The 18,614-nt window shown below is 36.8% G+C and carries 10 protein-coding genes; 6 read left to right on the plus strand and 4 right to left on the minus strand.

Annotation, left to right across the window (positions count from 1 at the left end):
• Positions 1 to 211: 211 nt before the first annotated feature.
• From PQO00_RS17730 to PQO00_RS17745, 4 genes are all read right to left on the minus strand, one after another.
• Complete coding sequence (locus PQO00_RS17730) at positions 212 to 3,100, minus strand: alpha-amylase family glycosyl hydrolase (protein ID WP_274186196.1); 2,889 nt, start codon at positions 3,098 to 3,100, stop codon at positions 212 to 214.
• Between the two features lie 84 nt (positions 3,101 to 3,184).
• Positions 3,185 to 4,534, minus strand: a complete 1,350-nt coding sequence (locus PQO00_RS17735) for a SusE domain-containing protein (RefSeq protein WP_274186197.1) — start codon at positions 4,532 to 4,534, stop codon at positions 3,185 to 3,187.
• 18 nt (positions 4,535 to 4,552) lie between these two features.
• On the minus strand, positions 4,553 to 6,100 hold the full coding sequence (locus PQO00_RS17740) for a RagB/SusD family nutrient uptake outer membrane protein (RefSeq protein WP_337992860.1): 1,548 nt from the start codon (positions 6,098 to 6,100) through the stop codon (positions 4,553 to 4,555).
• Between the two features lie 12 nt (positions 6,101 to 6,112).
• Positions 6,113 to 9,289, minus strand: a complete 3,177-nt coding sequence (locus tag PQO00_RS17745; RefSeq protein ID WP_274186199.1) for a TonB-dependent receptor — start codon at positions 9,287 to 9,289, stop codon at positions 6,113 to 6,115.
• Positions 9,290 to 9,539: 250 nt separating this feature from the next.
• Here PQO00_RS17745 and PQO00_RS17750 point away from each other — a divergent pair, with 250 nt between their 5' ends.
• The 6 genes from PQO00_RS17750 (at position 9,540) to PQO00_RS17775 (ending at position 18,593) form a co-directional block, all read left to right on the plus strand.
• The gene (locus PQO00_RS17750) at positions 9,540 to 10,613 is read left to right on the plus strand and encodes a LacI family DNA-binding transcriptional regulator (RefSeq protein ID WP_274186200.1); all 1,074 of its coding nucleotides are present in this window, start codon (positions 9,540 to 9,542) and stop codon (positions 10,611 to 10,613) included.
• A gap of 132 nt (positions 10,614 to 10,745) precedes the next feature.
• A complete protein-coding gene (locus tag PQO00_RS17755; protein WP_274186201.1) occupies positions 10,746 to 12,104 on the plus strand; it encodes an MFS transporter in 1,359 nt (452 codons plus the stop codon).
• Between the two features lie 13 nt (positions 12,105 to 12,117).
• Positions 12,118 to 12,783 (plus strand): beta-phosphoglucomutase, encoded by a 666-nt coding sequence (pgmB, locus tag PQO00_RS17760; protein WP_274186202.1) that lies wholly within the window; start codon positions 12,118 to 12,120, stop codon positions 12,781 to 12,783.
• A 95-nt stretch (positions 12,784 to 12,878) separates the two neighbouring features.
• Positions 12,879 to 15,191, plus strand: coding sequence for a glycoside hydrolase family 65 protein (locus PQO00_RS17765; protein WP_274186203.1), 2,313 nt, complete (start codon positions 12,879 to 12,881; stop codon positions 15,189 to 15,191).
• Positions 15,192 to 15,249: 58 nt separating this feature from the next.
• Positions 15,250 to 17,133, plus strand: a complete 1,884-nt coding sequence (locus PQO00_RS17770) for a glycoside hydrolase family 13 protein (protein ID WP_274186204.1) — start codon at positions 15,250 to 15,252, stop codon at positions 17,131 to 17,133.
• A gap of 5 nt (positions 17,134 to 17,138) precedes the next feature.
• The gene (locus PQO00_RS17775) at positions 17,139 to 18,593 is read left to right on the plus strand and encodes an alpha-amylase family glycosyl hydrolase (RefSeq protein WP_274186205.1); all 1,455 of its coding nucleotides are present in this window, start codon (positions 17,139 to 17,141) and stop codon (positions 18,591 to 18,593) included.
• Positions 18,594 to 18,614 lie beyond the last annotated feature (21 nt).

The following is an 18,614-nucleotide window of genomic DNA, read 5'->3' on the forward strand; positions in this document are numbered from 1 at the left end:
CCAAAGTTGGGCCAAATAGAAAAAGTCAAGATGAGTTCACTATCAAAATAGTAAAATAATTAAAAAAAAAGCATTATTATAGTTCTGTATTTATAGTGAATTTGTAGTGTTTCATTGAATATTCTTCAAAAAAACAGAGATTGCCATGCATGGATATAAGGATTGTTGATTTTTTCGTTCTTCAATTTCTTTTAAGATCCTAATGAAAAATTTAGAGTTTTACGAGCTTAAAAACTCCTGTATTCCCAAGGTCTGTATAGACTTTTATGAGATATATATTTTTTGGGAAATTAGATATGTCGAATGCTGTATTTTTTGAAAAGTTTCCGCAAAAGTTTTTAATGCGTTTACCGGTCATATCATAAATTTCTATTTTTTGAGTATTTTGATTTACCTTGAACATTGTTGTTGCGGGATTCGGAGACAATGTAAATTCTAATAGTGGATCCTTAGAAACAGAAAGTGTACTAATTTGGTTGCCATAGATTTTAAATTCACCTGGCGCCAAATTAATACTTGTTGTCGCTCCGTCAATAGTTGATGAATTGTCCATTAAATTGTACCAAGTCCCAGAATAAGGGAAGTTTGGGTTTACCATTTGTGGTACAATATCAAAATTTGCAATAATTATGACATTTTTAAGTGTTGCTCCACTGGTATTTTCATTGCCGGTGTAGATGCTAATTCTAGGTGTTAAGTTTCCTGAAGAGATATTGTAATCCCCCTCGAAAACAGGTTCGGTAATTTTTAATTGGTTTATTCGTGACCAATCATTATAAATAGTATTTCTATTGGCATCGTTTAACCAATTGTTGGTCCATTGCGGTTGCGGTTTGGTGTCTAATTTACAATCCCCATCTATTATATCGTCAGGTGAGTTTAAAGAACCATTATTACAAGTGAAAATGGAATTTTCCATACCCAAATCACCAAAATGCCAAATCATTTTTGGTCCGGGAATGGTAAGTGAAACGGCTCCTAATGCCGACATTCTTGACAATGCGGTATTGAGATCTTTTACATCATAATCTGTATTGCCGTTACCAAACAGAAGGTTTTTGTACATCAGGCGTTCTTCATCATGGCTTTCGGCATATCCAACAAGCCTAGGGCTACTATAACCTCTGGAAGTATGACCCATTTCGGTAATGTCGCTAGTGTATCCCATGATTAATTCGTTATACTGGTGATTTATATTACCCCAAAGCATAATGCCTTTACCTTCATCAACACGGTAATCAGCCCATTCGGTTTCCTCATCTCTAGACGTTTTTCCGTCGTTATTAGCATCCCATTCTGAACCAAGATGCTCAAAAATGACATAATGGTCTGCGTCTAAACTCCAGCTGTAGTCTGCATATTCTTTTAACACAGCAACTCTGTCGGCGTTATAATCGTTCGTACAGCCTTCGTTGTTTTCACAGTTTTGAGTGAACCCCTTAGTTAAATCCCATCTAAAACCATCAATTTTAAATTCTTCAATCCAGTGTTTAACCACACGTTTGGTATAAACTTGAGTGAAGGAATTGGTGTGGTTAAAATCTGAGCCCACATTATAAGAGTGTTTCGGTGTTGTATTAAAATAAGGGTTTTCAGAACTGGGTTCGCCCCAGCCATCCCCGTCAGGGTCGTTCATCCATAAACGCACCATGGGGTTTCTTCCAAAGGCGTGGTTTATGGCCACATCTAAAATGACGGCAATACCATTTTGATGGAATAGGTCTATCAGCTCCTTGAATTTATCCTCGGTGCCGTAAAATTTATCTAATGCCATATGGAAGGCTGTGTTGTAGCCCCAGCTTTCGTTGCCTTCAAATTCCATAATGGGCATGAATTCTATAGCATTGATATTTAAATTTTTGAAATAATCAATTTTATCAATCAAATCCTGAAAATTTCTATCGGCATCAAAGTCACGAATTAAAACTTCATAAATCACCAAATCTTCTTTTTTGGGTTTTGAAAAATTTGCTACCTGCCAGTTGTAATCTGGTTTATTCGTCTGTAATACCGATACCTCGCGTTCTTGCCCTTGCGGATAGCTAGGTAAGTTTGGATATGAATTGGTTGGTATCCAAGGGTCGTCAAAAGGCGATAAAACTAGAGTTGAATATGGATCTGCAGTTTTTACCAATGCAGGAGAATTGGCTATAGGCGTTTTATCGACGGCCCAATATTGAAAGGTTTCAATTTGCCCAGGAGTCAACCCTGTAATAGTTAGCCAAAATTTATTGTTTCGTGATGGGTCTCGCTTCATGACATAATTAGAATTGGGTTGCCAATTGTTGAAGCTTCCGGCTACATAAACAAAGTCTTTGCCTGGGGCATAAAGTACAAATGTAGCTTTAGTAGGATCGCTATCATCGTAAGTAACACCGTCTAGATAGGTCTCTGGCATGATTTCGAAACTACTGCCCGGATCAATTAAAACAGAGAATGTTTTTGTTTTGGTTTCGCCACCAATGGTTGTTTCCAGAATGTAATTTTTATTCTCTGTGATATTGGTATCGCTATAGGAATAAGTTGTAATACCAGATTGTGTGTTGATGGTGTTACCATTTGCTTTTAATACATAGTTGGCATTGCTTCCTGTGTTGGTCGCCGAAACCTCTAAGTTGTCGCCAGAATTTAAAATAGTTATAGCATTTGTTGGTGCTATTAATGATACTTGAAACAAACCAACATCTTCCAGGTAATCCTCAGACTGTTTATTGCCCGTTCCGTCTTTCGCTTTTATAAGGAAGCCTATTCTGCCAATTCCTGTCCTACTATAAAATATTGTTGGTGTAATGGTAATGGTGTATTCATCTGTTGATGAATTATAGTTTAACCGGTTGGATTCGTTTGAACTTGTCCATTCCCCATTGGTTGGGCAATCTTGTTGGTTGCTTAAATTAGTATCGTATGACCATGACCAAAGGTATAGGGCATTGTTTGTAATTCCCCAAGCCGCTTCATCAATAGTTGTCCCATCAAAAGTTATTGTTATTTCCTCGCCTTCCTGAAAAGGAGTGGGTGAAATGGTATAAGTTACATCTTGTTTTTGGCCGAACATACACGTTATTCCCAAAAACATTAAAAAAGTTGTAATTTTTTTCATAATATTATTTTGATGTAAGAGGTTGTATTCAACCTCTTACAAATAATTTATTATTACAAGTGTTATATAGTGTGGATTTGTTTTCTACCTCTTTCCTAAATAATATACAGGTCCTGAAGGATCATTAAAGTCAATGTTAATAACATAGTTGCCTGCTTCAACGGCAATATTGTTATCGGCATCTTGGTCTAAAATATTATCGCTATTGGCATCACCATAATCGCCGTTCCACTCATTGTTTTGCCTGAATTTAATTTCGCCATCTAAAAGCGTTACATTTTCTGCAAACCAAACTCCCGGTTGTATTTCGGTTAAGCTAGCATCTGGAGTTTCACCCCAATTGTTGTAACCTGAGCCAACTGCTCCCCAAAGGGTTGCCGGTTCAATGGCATACGAATTGTCCTTTAAATCCACTGTGACTAAATAATGGCCTTCTGTAACTGCAATATTATTATCGGCATCGGCATCTAAAACGCCATCGCTATTAGCGTCTCCTAAATCACTGCCCCATTCGTTGTTCATTCTGAGTTTAATTTCGCCATCAACAAGTCTTACGCCAACTTTAAATGTATCTGTCGTATAATCATAATAAAGTTTGGCATCTGGAGTTTCGCCCCAATTGTTATAGCCAGAACCTACAATGCCCCATGAGAAAGGTTCAATGGTATAAGAATTATCGTTTGTGTTTATGGTGATTTTATAATCTCCAGCGGTTACGGCAATATTGTTGTCTGGGTCGGCATCTAAAATACCATCGCCAGTAGCATCGCCTAAATCGCCGCCCCATGTGTTGTTTTCACGGAATTTAATTTCGCCATCAACTAAGTTTACATAAGAAACAATGACACCAGGTGTTGAAGTCGTGTAGAATTTGCCATCGGCAAATGCGCCCCAGTTATTGTAACCTGAGCCAACAATACCCCATGAGGCTACTTCAAAAGCACCACCACCTTCTACTATTTCAGGAAGTACAACGGTTAGTTCTTGAGTGTTGGAATATGACTCTGGACCGTCGGTTCCAACAAAAGCTTTAATTCTAAAATAGAGCTGGCCCGTATTTGGGTTCTCTGTATTTGGGTCGCTATCTAATCCTGCTGCTTCTGCGAAGCTTAACATTTGGCCGATTGTTATCGCTATTTCATTTCCAGTTGTTGTTCCTAGAGTAGCGGCATCGGTAAAATCGCCTAAAATAGAGTTTTCTAATTCGTAACTAACGTTAGTTGGGACACCAAAATTGGCATCTTCCCATGTGAAGCGCTCACCAATGTTATTGGATGCTGCTACCGTTAAAGTATATGCGTCTAAAAATGAATTTGAAAAGCTTATGCCTTCAGCAGGCTCTTGGGCAACAAATACTAAGTCGTCATCCTGATCGCAGGATATAAATCCAATCACAGCAATAATTAAAAGCGATAAAATTTTTATATTTTTCATAATAGTAATAATTAGTTTTTAATAACCTGGGTTTTGGGTTAAGTTGGGATTGGCTTGTAAGGCCGATGCAGGAATAGGGAATAGGTTATAAGTTGCAGGAATTGATGTTCCGTTTTTTACGCCACCTTTCCATGGCCATAAATAGCTGCTTCCTGTGAACATGTTAAACCGAATTAGGTCGGTACGTCTATGCCCTTCGAGGTTTAATTCTCTTCCCCTTTCATCAATAATAAACTCTAGTGTTAATTCACTTTGGTTTATTGTACTGGCATTTGATCGCAATCTTACTTCGTTTACATATTGTAAAGCTGTATTCATATCGGTGCCAGCAGCATTTCTAATGGCACATTCGGCATACATTAAATATGCGTCTGCCAACCTAAATAGCGGAAAGTCTGTATTTGCAAAACCAGTAGCAGTGGATGCGCCTGTAGTGTTGGTGTTTCTAAACTTTATTGATGGATAACCATCGGTCCAGGTTTTATAGTCTTCCATTTCGTAATTGTGGCCTTCTGTCCAAAATAGGCCAGCTCTTACGTCGGTCGATGTTTCTAAATCTCCAAATAAGCCGTACCAAGCTTTTGATGATCTGTGCCCGCCCCAACCTTCGGTAGCTCCAAAGTCGGCTAGTGGCATAGTGGCTGAATTTAGACTTCCGTTAATAATGTAAGTTGTGTTACCAAAACTCTGACTAACGGCCGCATCTGCTATTAAAGGAAATATGATTTCTGGAGACGTATCGTTGTCTGCCGAAAAATTTAACACAAAATTCGTGGCTAAAGAATAATTTCCTGAATTAATTACTTTGTTGGCGTAAGTTGCTGCATCGGCATATCTGGCGGTACCCGAATAAACTTCAGCATTTAAAAATAGTTTGGCCAATAGCATTTGGGCGGCTCCATTTGTGGCTCTGCCGTATGTGTTTGTAGGGAGTAAAATAGGTTCGATGTCCAATAGTTCGCTTTCAACATAATCAAATAATTCTTGACGCGACGCCTCGGGTAGCGATTCTGATTGACCGAAATTTTCTTCGGTCGCCAAAACGCCTTTGCCAAAAACATCGATTAAATAAAAATATGCTAAAGCTCTAATGTAACGTACTTCGGAAATAACAACTTCTTTGTTTTCAACATCTACGTTTGGAAGAATTGAAAGCAAGTTGTTGCATTGTGGAATGGTAAAGAATATTCTGTTATAAAGGTATCTGAAGAATTTATTCTGATCTGTCCAATCTGTTGTAGTTGTTAATTGGTCCAGTCCATTATCTCCCCATCTGTTTTTCATAGCATCTGCCGCAAAATCCTGAAGATTTACAATACCCCTTAAGAACGGTGATTCGCCGGCATCGTCACTAATATCCGAGCTTCCCGATCCTTGAGCGCCAGAAAGCGCAAATGATCCATACAGTCTAGATAGAATGCCTTCAACCGCTTGAGGGTCCTGTTGTAAAAGTTCCTCCAGTGAAAGTTCTACCAATGGCTTGGTTTCTAGATCACTGGTACAGCTTATAGTTAGGGTGCTGAACAGCACTAAACCAAATAGTAATTTTAATATGTTATTTTTCATTGTTTTCATCTTTTAAAAATCAATATTTACTCCTAGGTTATAAACTGTTGGTCTTGGGTAAAAGTTCTTGTCTATACCATTAAAGTTTTCTGGGTCTTGCCCAGAGTAGTTCGTAACTATAAAAGGATTGTTAACTGCGCCGTATACTTTAAGTGTAACATTTTTTATAATATTGGAAAGGGTATGTCCCAATACAATATTTTCGCATCTTAGGAAAGATGCTCCTTCAATAAAATAATCGGAGTATTGTACAGGGTCAACGATATCCGTAAATACAGGGTTTGCTTCACCTGTAAAGAAATTTAATTGGTTAAAGAATGAATTACCGTCTAACGACGTAGCATTTTCTATGGCGCCTTGTGAAAGTTTTCTAGAGTTGTAAATGTAGCCATCTAATTGCCCTCGTAGACTCGTGCTGAAATCCCAGTTTTTGTAATTTATGGAAAAACCAAACCCAAATGTCCAATTGGGTTGCATGGGTTTATAGTATCTGTCGGCTTCTGTAATTCTTCCGTCATCGTTCAGGTCAACAAAAGCACCCAATATTGGATTGCCATTTTCATCATAAACCTGTTTGTGGACATACGCTGAACCTGCTTGCTCACCAATGGCATGTCTTAGTAGGAAATTTCCAGTTCCAATGTCCAGCCTAGCCTCATCCTTGTTTACGGTAATTTGTTGTACGCCTTTTAAATCGGTTACTTCGGTAATGTTGTATGAAAGGTTTCCGTTTAGATCTAAGCTAAAATCATCGTTCTGAACAGGGTTTAGGTTTAAGTTCATTTCGAAACCTTTACTTTCTGTTGATCCAACGTTTTGAATAATTTGATCGCTTAGTGCTTGCCCAGGCGGAACACCTGTTAACACCAATAAATCTTTTGTATCTCTTTTAAAAATGTCGAAAGATCCAGATAACATACTGTTGTCGAAAAAATCAAAATCAATCCCAGCATTATAAGTGGTCGTTTTTTCCCAAGTCAGGTCTGGATTAAATTCTTTGGCATTATAAAGGTTAACACCACTAATGTACTGACTTTGCTGCGACCCAATTTCGAATAATGGGATAGAAGGGTAAAAACCTACTTGCCCCGAAATATCCTGCTGACCTGTTTCTCCCCAGCCAATCCTTATTTTAAAATCGTTTACAAAGGTGACATCTTTTAAGAAGTTTTCCTCCTTTACTTTCCATGCTACAGCAGCAGATGGAAAATATCCCCAGCGATTCTCTTGGGTGAAAAATGAAGAAGCATCAGCCCTAAAAGAGGCCGTTAGTAAGTACTTGTTGGCCAGGTTTATATTAGCCCTTCCAAAGAATGATTGTAAATTTAGTTCGTTAAAGTATCTGTTGTTTGGGTTGTTAGGGTTTATGTTTCTTACGCGGTCTCCGGTTATACCATCTCCGTCTAAATCATAATCCTCACCTAGTGTACCAGAGTCGCTGTATGCTGGGTCGGCCGTAAATTCATCTTTATAACCATCGTTCTTAAAATTTTGGTAGGAATAACCAGCTTGTATATCAAAGTTATTAATAAAGAAATCATCAAACTCTTTGCGATACGCCAAATAAGACTCCATAGTAGTATTTGTAATATGTTGGTTCTCACCAAAGCTTTTACCTGGTTGAAGTATGTAACTACCATTCGGTAATGGGTTGTTTGGGTCGGCACTGCTTACCTGCGTATAGCTATTTACTGCGCCATCGGAAAAAGTTTCTTCTATTTCAGCTCTGGAAGCTTCCAGACCTAGATTCACTACTGCCCTTAATTCCGGAAGAAAATGGAATTTATAATCCAATTCAAGATTTCCCAGTAAACGTTTAACCTTTTCTGGACGTGATCTTTGGAGTAGCACAGCTAATGGATTAGTAGATCCTATTTTTTCATTGGGTGCATTAGGGTCGTTGGAAGGTCTGAGTTGCTGATAGAAACCACCAAAAATGGAGTTTCCATCATAAATAGGCTTTGTAGGATCCATGGAAACAGAGCCTCCAATGGCAGCCCCTTCGTCAACCGAATTTTTTTCTACGGCAGTCCCTTTAGCATTTAAATCTATTTTTAAATGATCATCAAAAAGTTTTGGAGATAATCTTATTGACCCTGTAATCCTTTCATAGTCATTAGTTTTTACAACACCTTCCGTTTCATTGTAACCTATAGAGGCCCTAAAAGGTATTTTTTCGAGTAAATTAGCCCTTACACCAAAATTATAATCTTTAGTAATTGCCGTTCTATATATGGCATCTTGCCAATCTGAATTATAAAGAGCGCGATCACCACTAGGGGTATTGATAATAAGCGCAGGTGTTTCATTAGTGTCTACGCTACCTAGAGGTACTCCTAGGCTATTATAGCCTTCAGGAAAGTACATATTAATAAATTTAGCAAACGTAACGCCATCCATAACTTTCACTTGGTTCTTAGAGCTGATATTGCTAAAAGACGTTCTAGCTGAAAAATTAAATTTAGCCTCACCCGAAGTTCCTTTTTTTGTGGTAATGATTAATACCCCATTGGAAGCTCTTGATCCATAAATGGCGGTTGCCGATGCGTCTTTAAGAATGCTGAAGCTTTCAATATCGTTTGGGTTTATTAAACTAAGAGGGTTTCCAACTCCGGCAACACCTCCGTTATCCAACGGAACGCCATCAATTACAATTAATGGCGAGTTGTTTCCCGATAATGATGAACCACCTCGAATTCTAATGTTTGGTGCAGCATCTGGTTGTCCACCGGCACTGGTAATTCTAACACCGGCAGCCTTACCCTGAAGTAGTTGGTCTGGGGAAACTACGGCCCCTTGATTGAAGTCTTTAGAGGATACTACATCAACCGAGCCGGTTAAATCTTCTTTCTTTACGCTACCGTAGCCTATAATTACAATTTCTTCAAGTAGCGCAGTGTCTTCTGTTAGTACAACGTTCAATGTTGCTTGCCCTGTGTAGGTTATTTCTTTTGGTTGGTAACCTACAAAGGTAAATACAATAACGTCTCCGTTATTAACTTCAATTTTATACTCTCCATCAAAGTCTGTTGCCGTACCGTTAGAGGTGCCTTTTATAACAACATTAACTCCAGGGAGCGGAAGGGAAGTTGATTGTTCTGTTACCGTTCCTTTTAAACTGTTTTGCCCAAATAGAAAAACAGGCAGTATAAGCATAAAAAACAGCAAACTTTTAGTAGTAGTTTTCATATTATTTAGTTAAATAATGAATTGAATAGTTTAGTTATATTTTCACTTCTCAACTCAAACTTATGTAAAGAAAATGTTAAGGAATAATTTTTAATTACGAAATTTTTAGCGAAAACGTTTTCGTGTTGATAACTTCTTAATAAAACATGTTAAAAAATAATAAAATCGTATATATGGGCATTTGGGAAAATGTTTTCTTAATTTTATAAAAAGATGTAAATAATTGTTACTTTTCGATGAATTATATGTCATGAAAAAAAGAATAACACTAAAACAAATAGCAAAGGAATTAGATGTTTCTGTATCAACGGTCTCAAAGGCATTGAGTGGAAGCAGTGAAATTAGTGAAGATACCACTCAAAAAATACAGGCCTTTGCTAAGCTTTATAAGTACAGGCCAAATAATATTGCCCTTAGTTTAAAAAACAGAAAAACAAAGACCATAGGCATTTTAATTCCAGAAATTGTACATCATTTTTTTTCTACGGTAATAAGAGGGATAGAAAGAGTAGCCAACCGTAGAGGTTACAATGTTATTGTTGGCTTGTCCAACGAGTCCTTTACTAAGGAAATCATTAATATGGAAATGCTTGCCAATGGTAGCATTGATGGGTTTATCCTTTCTATTTCAAAAGAAACTTTATTGAAGCAAGATTACCACCATTTTCATGCAACTATAAACCAAGGTATACCAATTGTTATGTTTGACAGGGTGGTAAGTGAAGTAGCATGTGATAAAGTCATAGTTGACGATTTTAATGGTGCCGTAAAAGCAGTTAGTAAGCTTATTGAAAACAACTGCAAAAACATAGCGCTTATAACCACAATGGATTATATTAGTGTAGGGAAACTAAGAACTCAAGGATATCTGGAGGCTTTAGAACATCACAACATAGTCCCCGACACCAATATGATTTTAAAAATAGACGACAGTTTAAACGTAGAATATCATTTGGAATTATTAGAGGATGAAATAGCCCAATTTTTAAAAAACAACCCCAAAATTGATGGCGTTTTTGCTGTTAATGAGTTGTATGCTGTAACCGCTATGAAGGTGGCTAAAAAATTAGGATTTGATGTTCCCAACGATATTCAGGTCATTGGTTTTACGGATGGTGTGTTGTCAAAACATGCCACGCCAAGTTTAACCACGGTAAGTCAGCATGGTCAAAAAATGGGTGAACAAGCAGCAAATTTATTAATAGAAAGGTTGGAGGCCGAAGACACGCAGAGTGAGCAATATTTCAGTAACAACAACGAAAAACGTGATTTTATAAAGGTGGTTATTGAGACCGAAATTATTGAAAGAGAATCAACTAAATAAAAATTTATTTGGAAGAATAAAAATCTTTTCTATATCTTTGACGCGAAATCAAAACTTATATTTTCACTTCTCACATAAGTTTTGATAAGTAAGTATCGCTTATCAAATAGTATTAATTAAATATACTATTTAATGGAAAAGCGTAAGTTAAGTTTCTTGGAAATTTGGAACATGAGTTTCGGGTTTTTAGGAATCCAGATGGGGTTCGCCCTTCAAAATGCCAATGCCAGTAGAGTACTTCAAATTTTCGGAGCCGACGTTCACGAACTGTCGTGGTTTTGGATAATTGCACCTTTAATGGGATTAATAGTCCAACCAATTATTGGTCATTACAGTGATAAAACTTGGGGACGGTTTGGTAGACGCAAACCTTATTTTTTGGTAGGTGCCATTTTCGCTTCTTTAGGTTTAGTGCTTATGCCACAGGCGAATATGTTCATTGCTTTTTTACCCGCACTTTGGGTAGGGGCAGGTATGCTGATGATTATGGATGCGTCGTTCAACATTGCCATGGAGCCGTTTCGAGCTTTAGTTGGTGATAATTTAAGAACAGACCAACGTACTTTTGGGTTTAGCGTTCAAACGGCACTTATTGGTTTTGGGGCTGTAATTGGATCTTGGTTGCCATATGCTTTAGCGAATTGGTTTGGTTTTTCAAATGAAACTATTGATGGAGCGGTACCATCAAATTTGATTTGGTCGTTTGTTATTGGGGCCATTGTTTTGATCGTTTCCATTTTAATTACTGTTATAACAACTAAAGAGTATTCCCCGGAACAGTTGGCGCTTATTGAAAAACAAAAGGCGCAATCCGATGAAATTGAAATAGTGGATAAAGAAAAGGAGTCTAGTTTACTGGATATCTTTGAAGACTTTAAAAAAATGCCCCTCACTATGCGTCAATTAAGTTGGGTGCAATTCTTTTCATGGTTTGGTTTGTTCGGTATGTGGGTGTTTGCAACACCTGCCATAGCTCAGCATACTTATGGTTTGCCTTATACGGACAGTAGCAGCCCTGCCTATCAAAAAGCAGGCGATTGGGTAGGTATATTGTTCGGTGTTTACAATTTAGTTTCTGCATTTTATGCTTTCGCATTACCATACATCGCCAAAAAAATAGGAAGGAAAAAAACACATGCAGCTTCTCTTATTATAGGCGGTATAGGGTTGCTTTCAATCTACTTAATGCCCGATAAAAATTGGCTTATTATATCCATGGTTGGCGTGGGTATTGCCTGGGGCAGTATTTTGGCCATGCCCTATGCGATTTTGGCAGGTTCTATTTCACCCAAAAAGATGGGGGTTTATATGGGGATTTTCAATTTTTTCATTGTAATGCCACAAATTATCAATGCTTTAATTGGTGGTCCGCTTGTAAAATATGCTTATGGCAACCATGCCATATTCGCTTTAATAATGAGCGGTATAAGTTTTTTAATTGCGGCATCTTTAGTATTTAAGGTTAAGGATGTTGATGATGTTGTACAATAGAACAAAGAATATAATGAATAACAAAATAGGAGTCATTTTCGATTTAGACGGTGTCATAGTAGATACCGCAAAATATCATTTTTTGGCATGGAAAAATCTTGCCGATGCATTGGGTTTTGAGTTTACAAAAAAACATAACGAATTGCTTAAAGGGGTTAGTAGAGTTCGGTCTTTAGACATTTTATTGAGTATTGGAAACGTTAAACTTTCCGAAGAAAAAAAGCAGGAGTTTTTAGTTTGTAAGAACAAAGAGTATCTCGAATTCATAAAAAAAATGAATTCAAGTGAAATTCTTCCGGGTGCACTGGAGTTGCTCAATACTTTGGATGCGCTGGGAATAAAGTACGTTCTCGGTTCGGCAAGTAAAAATGCACCACTTATTTTAAAACAAGTTGGACTTTTCAATCGATTCGCTGGTATTGTTGACGGTAACAGTGTTTCTAAAGCTAAGCCAGACCCCGAGGTGTTTTTAATTGGGGCAGAAAAGTTAAATCTACAGCCAGAACAGTGCATCGTTTTTGAAGATGCTATTGCAGGAATCGAAGCGGCTAATACAGCAAACATGATTTCAATTGGTGTTGGCGATAAAGAGACACTTGAAAAAGCCGATTTCCATTTTGAGAGTTTGACGGAGGTGACTGCCAATTTTATAAAAGAGTTAGTTAAAAGAGTTAGTTAAAAGAAATAAGGAACAAAAAGTTTAGAAAAAGGGAAACGTTGGTTCTAAGATAGAACAACTATTTTCTCAAATCTAACCTATCATATCTTAAAAGTATGAATCAAGATTATATAAAGCCAGACAACTGGTCTATCATAGAAGAAGGTTTTGATACCAACCGTGTTAAATCTTCCGAAAGCCTCTTCAGCATTGGTAACGGAGCCATGGGGCAGCGCGCTAATTTTGAAGAGCAATACACAGGCCCGAGTTTTCGGGGTAGCTATATTGCAGGAGTATATTATCCAGATAAAACCCGTGTAGGCTGGTGGAAAAATGGCTATCCAAAATATTTTGCCAAGGTATTAAATGCACCCAATTGGATTGGTATTAACGTTATTATCAATGGTGAGACTTTAGATTTATTTAAGGTAAAAGAAATGGATGGTTTCCGCAGGGAATTAAATATGAAAGAAGGCTGGCTTTCAAGAAGTTTTACAGCGACACTTCAAAACCAAACAAAAGTAAAGGTTGAGGTTTTACGGTTTTTAAGCTTGAATTTAGATGAACTGGGAGCCATAAGATATAACGTTACTCCTATAAATGGCGATGCAGAAATTCAATTTCAGCCCTATTTGGATACTGGAATCACGAATGAAGATACCAATTGGGACCACCAGTTTTGGAACACTACAAACGTAGAAATTAATAGCAATCGGGCCTTTATAGAAGCGCATACCATGAAAACCAATTTTCATACCTGCACATTTATGGAAACCAGTATTTTTATTGATGCTATAAAGCAAAATATAAATCCTGAGCATTTTAAAACCAATAAGTTTACATCATTAAACTATGTTTTAAAAATTAAAAAAGAACAAACAGTAGGTTTAGTAAAGTTTGGTGGCTATACGGTAAGCAGGAACCACAAGGAAACAGAGTTAATTGATGCTGCAAAAACCATATTGTCAAAGGCATCGAACTTAGGGTTTTTATCGCTTTTGGAAGACCAAAAAAAATCTTGGGCCGACATCTGGAACATGTCCGATATTACCATTGAAGGCGATGTTAAGGCCCAGCAAGGTATCCGTTTTAATATTTTTCAATTAAACCAAACATATTTAGGAAAGGATTCTAGGTTAAATATTGGCCCTAAAGGATTTACTGGAGAAAAGTATGGAGGAAGTACTTATTGGGACACCGAGGCTTACTGTATTCCCTTTTATATGGCTACTAAAGATCAACAAGTTGCTAGAAATCTATTGGAATACCGATATAATCAATTAGATAAAGCTATTGAGAATGCTGAAAAGTTAGGGTTTTTCAATGGTGCGGCACTGTATCCTATGGTTACCATGAATGGGGAAGAGTGTCATAACGAATGGGAAATTACTTTTGAAGAAATACATCGAAATGGTGCTATCGCATTTGCCATTTATAATTACCATCGTTATACTGGTGATTATAGTTATATACCAGAAAAAGGATTGGAAGTCCTTATAGGAATTGCTCGCTTTTGGCAACAACGTGCAACATATTCGGAAGATAAAAATAAATATGTTATTTTAGGGGTAACAGGTCCAAATGAATATGAAAACAACGTCAATAACAATTGGTATACGAATTACTTAGCGCAATGGTGTATTAATTATACTCTAGAAAATATTGAAAAGTTAGAATCTGATTTTCCATTGGAGTTTTCAAAACTAAAGGATAAGGTAAATATTTCAACTAAGGAATTGAATGATTGGAAACGTGTGGCCGACAACATATATTTTCCATATTCAGAAAAACATGGAGTATACCTGCAACAAGATGGTTTTTTAGATAAAGAATTAATAACGGTTAACGATTTAAATAGGTCGCAGCGACCAATAAATCAGAAATGGAGCTGGGATCGTATCTTACGTTCACCTTATATTAAACAAGCCGATGTTTTACAGGGGTTTTACTTTTTTGAAGATCAGTTTGCAACAGCAGATTTAGAGCGCCATTTCGATTTTTACGAACCATTTACGGTACACGAAAGTTCTTTGTCGCCCTGTGTTCATAGTATCCAAGCAGCAAAACTTAATAGAATGGAACAGGCTTACGCTTTTTACCTGCGTACATCACGATTGGATTTAGATGATTATAATAAAGAGGTAGAAGAAGGACTTCATATTACTTCCATGGCAGGTACCTGGATGAGTATTGTAGAAGGCTTTGGAGGTATGCGTGTTAAGGATAATGCATTACATTTTGACCCAAAAATACCAAAAGAATGGGCAAGTTATTCATTTAAAATCAACTTTAGAAATCAAATTTTAAAAGTAAGTGTGACGCAACAGGGCACTAAGTTTGAATTAGAAGGTAACGACGAGTTACAGATTTTTATAAATGACACATTACAGGTTATTAAATCTAATAAGTATGAGCATGTTTCAAGATAAAAAATATATAAATAGCTGCAAAAGTGTGTTATATCTATTTTGCGTAGTGGCTTTAAATATGTCATGTAATAATGCTGTTAAGGAAAACGAAGAAGTGTCATACACCAAAGTTATAGCTGAAACATATAATGATGTGGAGCGCATTGAGCCTATAAATTGGTGGGTAGGCTTTAAAAGTCAGGATTTACAATTACTTGTTAAAAACCCGAACATATCGCAATCGCAACCAGAAATCAATTATCCAGGGGTTTCTATAATAGCAGTTCATAAAGCGAATAGCCCTAATTATTTATTTATTGATTTAAAGATTGATAAGCAGGCCAAGGCGGGAAAGTTTAACATCATATTTAAGTTTGAAAATGGCGAGGAAAAACGACAGACTTATACCCTTAAATCGAGAGTAAAAGCTTCTGATGATTATGTTGGATTCAATAGTTCAGACGCGATTTATTTAATAACACCAGATAGATTTTCAAATGGTAATCCTTTAAATGATATTGATACAAAATTATTAGAGAAAACGATAGACAGATCCGATGATTATGCCAGACATGGTGGCGATATAAAAGGCATTACAAACCATTTGGATTATATTGAAGATTTAGGGTTTACAGCTATTTGGCCATGTCCGATGTTAACTAATAATATGTCCAGTAGCTCATACCATGGTTATGCAATAACCGATTTTTATGAAATCGATCCTCGTTTTGGAAGCTTAGACGACTATTTGGAATTATCTGAAAAAGCCCGTAAAAAAGGTATAAAACTTATCGGGGATCAGGTAGCCAATCATTGTGGGTCGGAACACTGGTGGATGAAAGATTTACCATTTTCCGATTGGGTAAATCAACAAAAGGCCTTCGAAAACCATGAGCAATTAAAGATTTCTAATCATAGACGTACCAGTAATCAGGACCCATATGCTTCAACTAAGGACAAGCAAGGTATGAGCGAGGGGTGGTTTGTGCCGTCTATGCCTGATTTAAATCAGAAAAACCCGTTTATGGCCAAGTATATTATTCAAAATAGTATTTGGTGGATTGAAACTGCAGGATTAGGAGGTATTCGTCAAGATACTTATCCGTATCCCGATAAGGAATTTATGAGTGATTGGGCTGGTGCTATTATGAATGAATACCCCAATTTTTCAATTGTAGGAGAGGAGTGGAGTTATAATCCGTTAATTATTGGGTATTGGCAGAAAGGTGCTAATAACCGAGATGGTTACGATTCCAATTTAAAATCACCTATGGATTTTGCCATGCAACGCCAAATAGTTAATGCCTTGAACGAAGAAGAAAGTTGGGATAAAGGTTTAATTAAGATGTATGAAGGCTTGGCAAACGATTTTTATTATCCTTCTCCAAAAGACATTTTAATCTTTGCCGATAACCACGATATGAGTCGAATTAGTACCCAGGTTAATGAAGATGTTAATAAGGTAAAAATGGCCTTAGGATACATTTTTACAATGCCTAGAATTCCCCAACTGTATTATGGTACTGAGATTTTAATGAACGATTCTGCAAAACCAGGGGACCACGGTTTAATACGATCCGATTTTCCAGGAGGTTGGGAAGGTGATGCGATTAATGCCTACACCACAGAAGGATTGACTGGTGCTCAAATAGAGATGCAACAGTTTGTGAAAAAGCTTGTAAACTACAGAAAACATAGCAATGCTATTCATGAAGGGACAACCATTCATTATGTCCCGGAAGATGGTATTTATGCGCTGTTTAGAATTCTTGAAGATGAGGTTGTGGTTGTTATTTTGAATAAAACCTCTCGAAGCAATCTATCAACATCAAGGTTTCATGAAATTGGCTTAAAAGGTAAAAACATAAAAAATATTATAAATGAAGAGATGAGTATTTGGGGAGATAATGTTACTATAAGCCCTAACAGTATTACTTTATTTTCAACTAAACTTAACAACTAAAAAGAATGAATATTATAAAAAAGCTATGGCTACCAATACTGGTTTTATTCTTGTTTGTTTCCTGTAAAGACAAGAAAAATGAGGCTGCTCAAGAGTTGGATATCCCTCAAGAGACTTATGCCTTAGAGGATATTAATGATGCTGTTTTAGAATCTTCAGTGATTTATGAAGCCAATATTCGGCAGTATTCTGAGGAAGGTTCATTCGAAGCGTTTACTAAAGATATTCCCCAGTTGAAAGCATTGGGGGTAAAAATTATATGGTTAATGCCTATATTTCCAATTTCAGAGACTAAAAGAAAAGCTACAGGAGGAGATTTTGCATATAAAATTAAGGATGAAGCAGCACGTAAAAAAATACTAGGCAGTTATTATGCGGTTTCGAATTATACTAAGGTGAATCCGAAATTTGGAAATCTAGAAGATTTCAGGAATCTGGTAAAAACAGCCCATGATAATGATATGTATGTGATTCTTGACTGGGTGCCTAACCATACCGGATGGGATCACGAATGGATAACCGCACATCCTGATTATTACACACAAAATGAAAAAGGTGAAATTATCGACCCTGTAAATCCAGATACCGGAGAGTCATGGGGCTGGGAAGACGTTGCAGATTTGAATTACGATAACCAGAGTATGCGCAATGAAATGATTGCCGATATGAGTTATTGGATTACTGAGGAAGATATCGATGGGTTTCGATGTGATGTAGCTAGTAATGTGCCTACAGATTTTTGGAAAAAGGCAATTCCTGAATTAAGAGCGAAGAAAGGTATTTTTATGTTGGCTGAAGCATGGCAACCTGAACTTTTAAAAGACCATTTGTTCGATATGGCTTATAATTGGGAAGGTCATCATCTTATGAACCACATAGTACAAGGTGAAAAAATATTAAGCGATTTGAAGGACTTTATGGCATCGAACAAAACCAAATATGAATCGGATGATATCTTAATGAATTTTGTAACCAATCATGACGAAAACTCATGGAATGGAACCGTTAAAGAGCGATTGGGCAACGCATCCGAATTGATGACAGCTCTAACTTATGTGATGCCCGGGATGCCTTTAATCTACTCAGGGCAGGAGTATGGTTTGAATCACCGATTAAAGTTTTTTGAAAAGGATACTATCCCTAAAATCAAAGGTGATACTTGGGGGTTGTTAAAAAGTTTAGGACAATTGAAAAATGACCACAAGGCATTAAATGGAGGAAAACAAGCTGCAGGGTTAAACATTATAGATATTGAAAATTCGAATGTGTTAATTCTGGAAAGAGTTAAGCAATTAGAGAAACTAACGTTTATTGGTAATTTTTCCAGTGAAGTACAAACTATCAAATTACCTATATCTGGAAGCTTTATTGATTTTAAAGCCAATCAACAAGTTGATTACAAATCTGAGCAAAAACTACAACTGGCACCATGGGAATTTAAGATATTGTTAAATCCATAGAAGTATGCCTGGGTTGATTAG

Source organism: Flavivirga sp. 57AJ16, from assembly GCF_028736925.1.
Classification (GTDB): domain Bacteria; phylum Bacteroidota; class Bacteroidia; order Flavobacteriales; family Flavobacteriaceae; genus Flavivirga.

Coding starts and splice junctions, on each gene's coding strand:
- PQO00_RS17730 (WP_274186196.1), bottom strand. CDS start 3,100: ATGAAAAAAATTACAACTTTTTTAATGTTTTTGGGAATAACGTGTATG.
- PQO00_RS17735 (WP_274186197.1), bottom strand. CDS start 4,534: ATGAAAAATATAAAAATTTTATCGCTTTTAATTATTGCTGTGATTGGA.
- PQO00_RS17740 (WP_337992860.1), bottom strand. CDS start 6,100: ATGAAAAATAACATATTAAAATTACTATTTGGTTTAGTGCTGTTCAGC.
- PQO00_RS17745 (WP_274186199.1), bottom strand. CDS start 9,289: ATGAAAACTACTACTAAAAGTTTGCTGTTTTTTATGCTTATACTGCCT.
- PQO00_RS17750 (WP_274186200.1), top strand. CDS start 9,540: ATGAAAAAAAGAATAACACTAAAACAAATAGCAAAGGAATTAGATGTT.
- PQO00_RS17755 (WP_274186201.1), top strand. CDS start 10,746: ATGGAAAAGCGTAAGTTAAGTTTCTTGGAAATTTGGAACATGAGTTTC.
- pgmB (WP_274186202.1), top strand. CDS start 12,118: ATGAATAACAAAATAGGAGTCATTTTCGATTTAGACGGTGTCATAGTA.
- PQO00_RS17765 (WP_274186203.1), top strand. CDS start 12,879: ATGAATCAAGATTATATAAAGCCAGACAACTGGTCTATCATAGAAGAA.
- PQO00_RS17770 (WP_274186204.1), top strand. CDS start 15,250: ATGTCATGTAATAATGCTGTTAAGGAAAACGAAGAAGTGTCATACACC.
- PQO00_RS17775 (WP_274186205.1), top strand. CDS start 17,139: ATGAATATTATAAAAAAGCTATGGCTACCAATACTGGTTTTATTCTTG.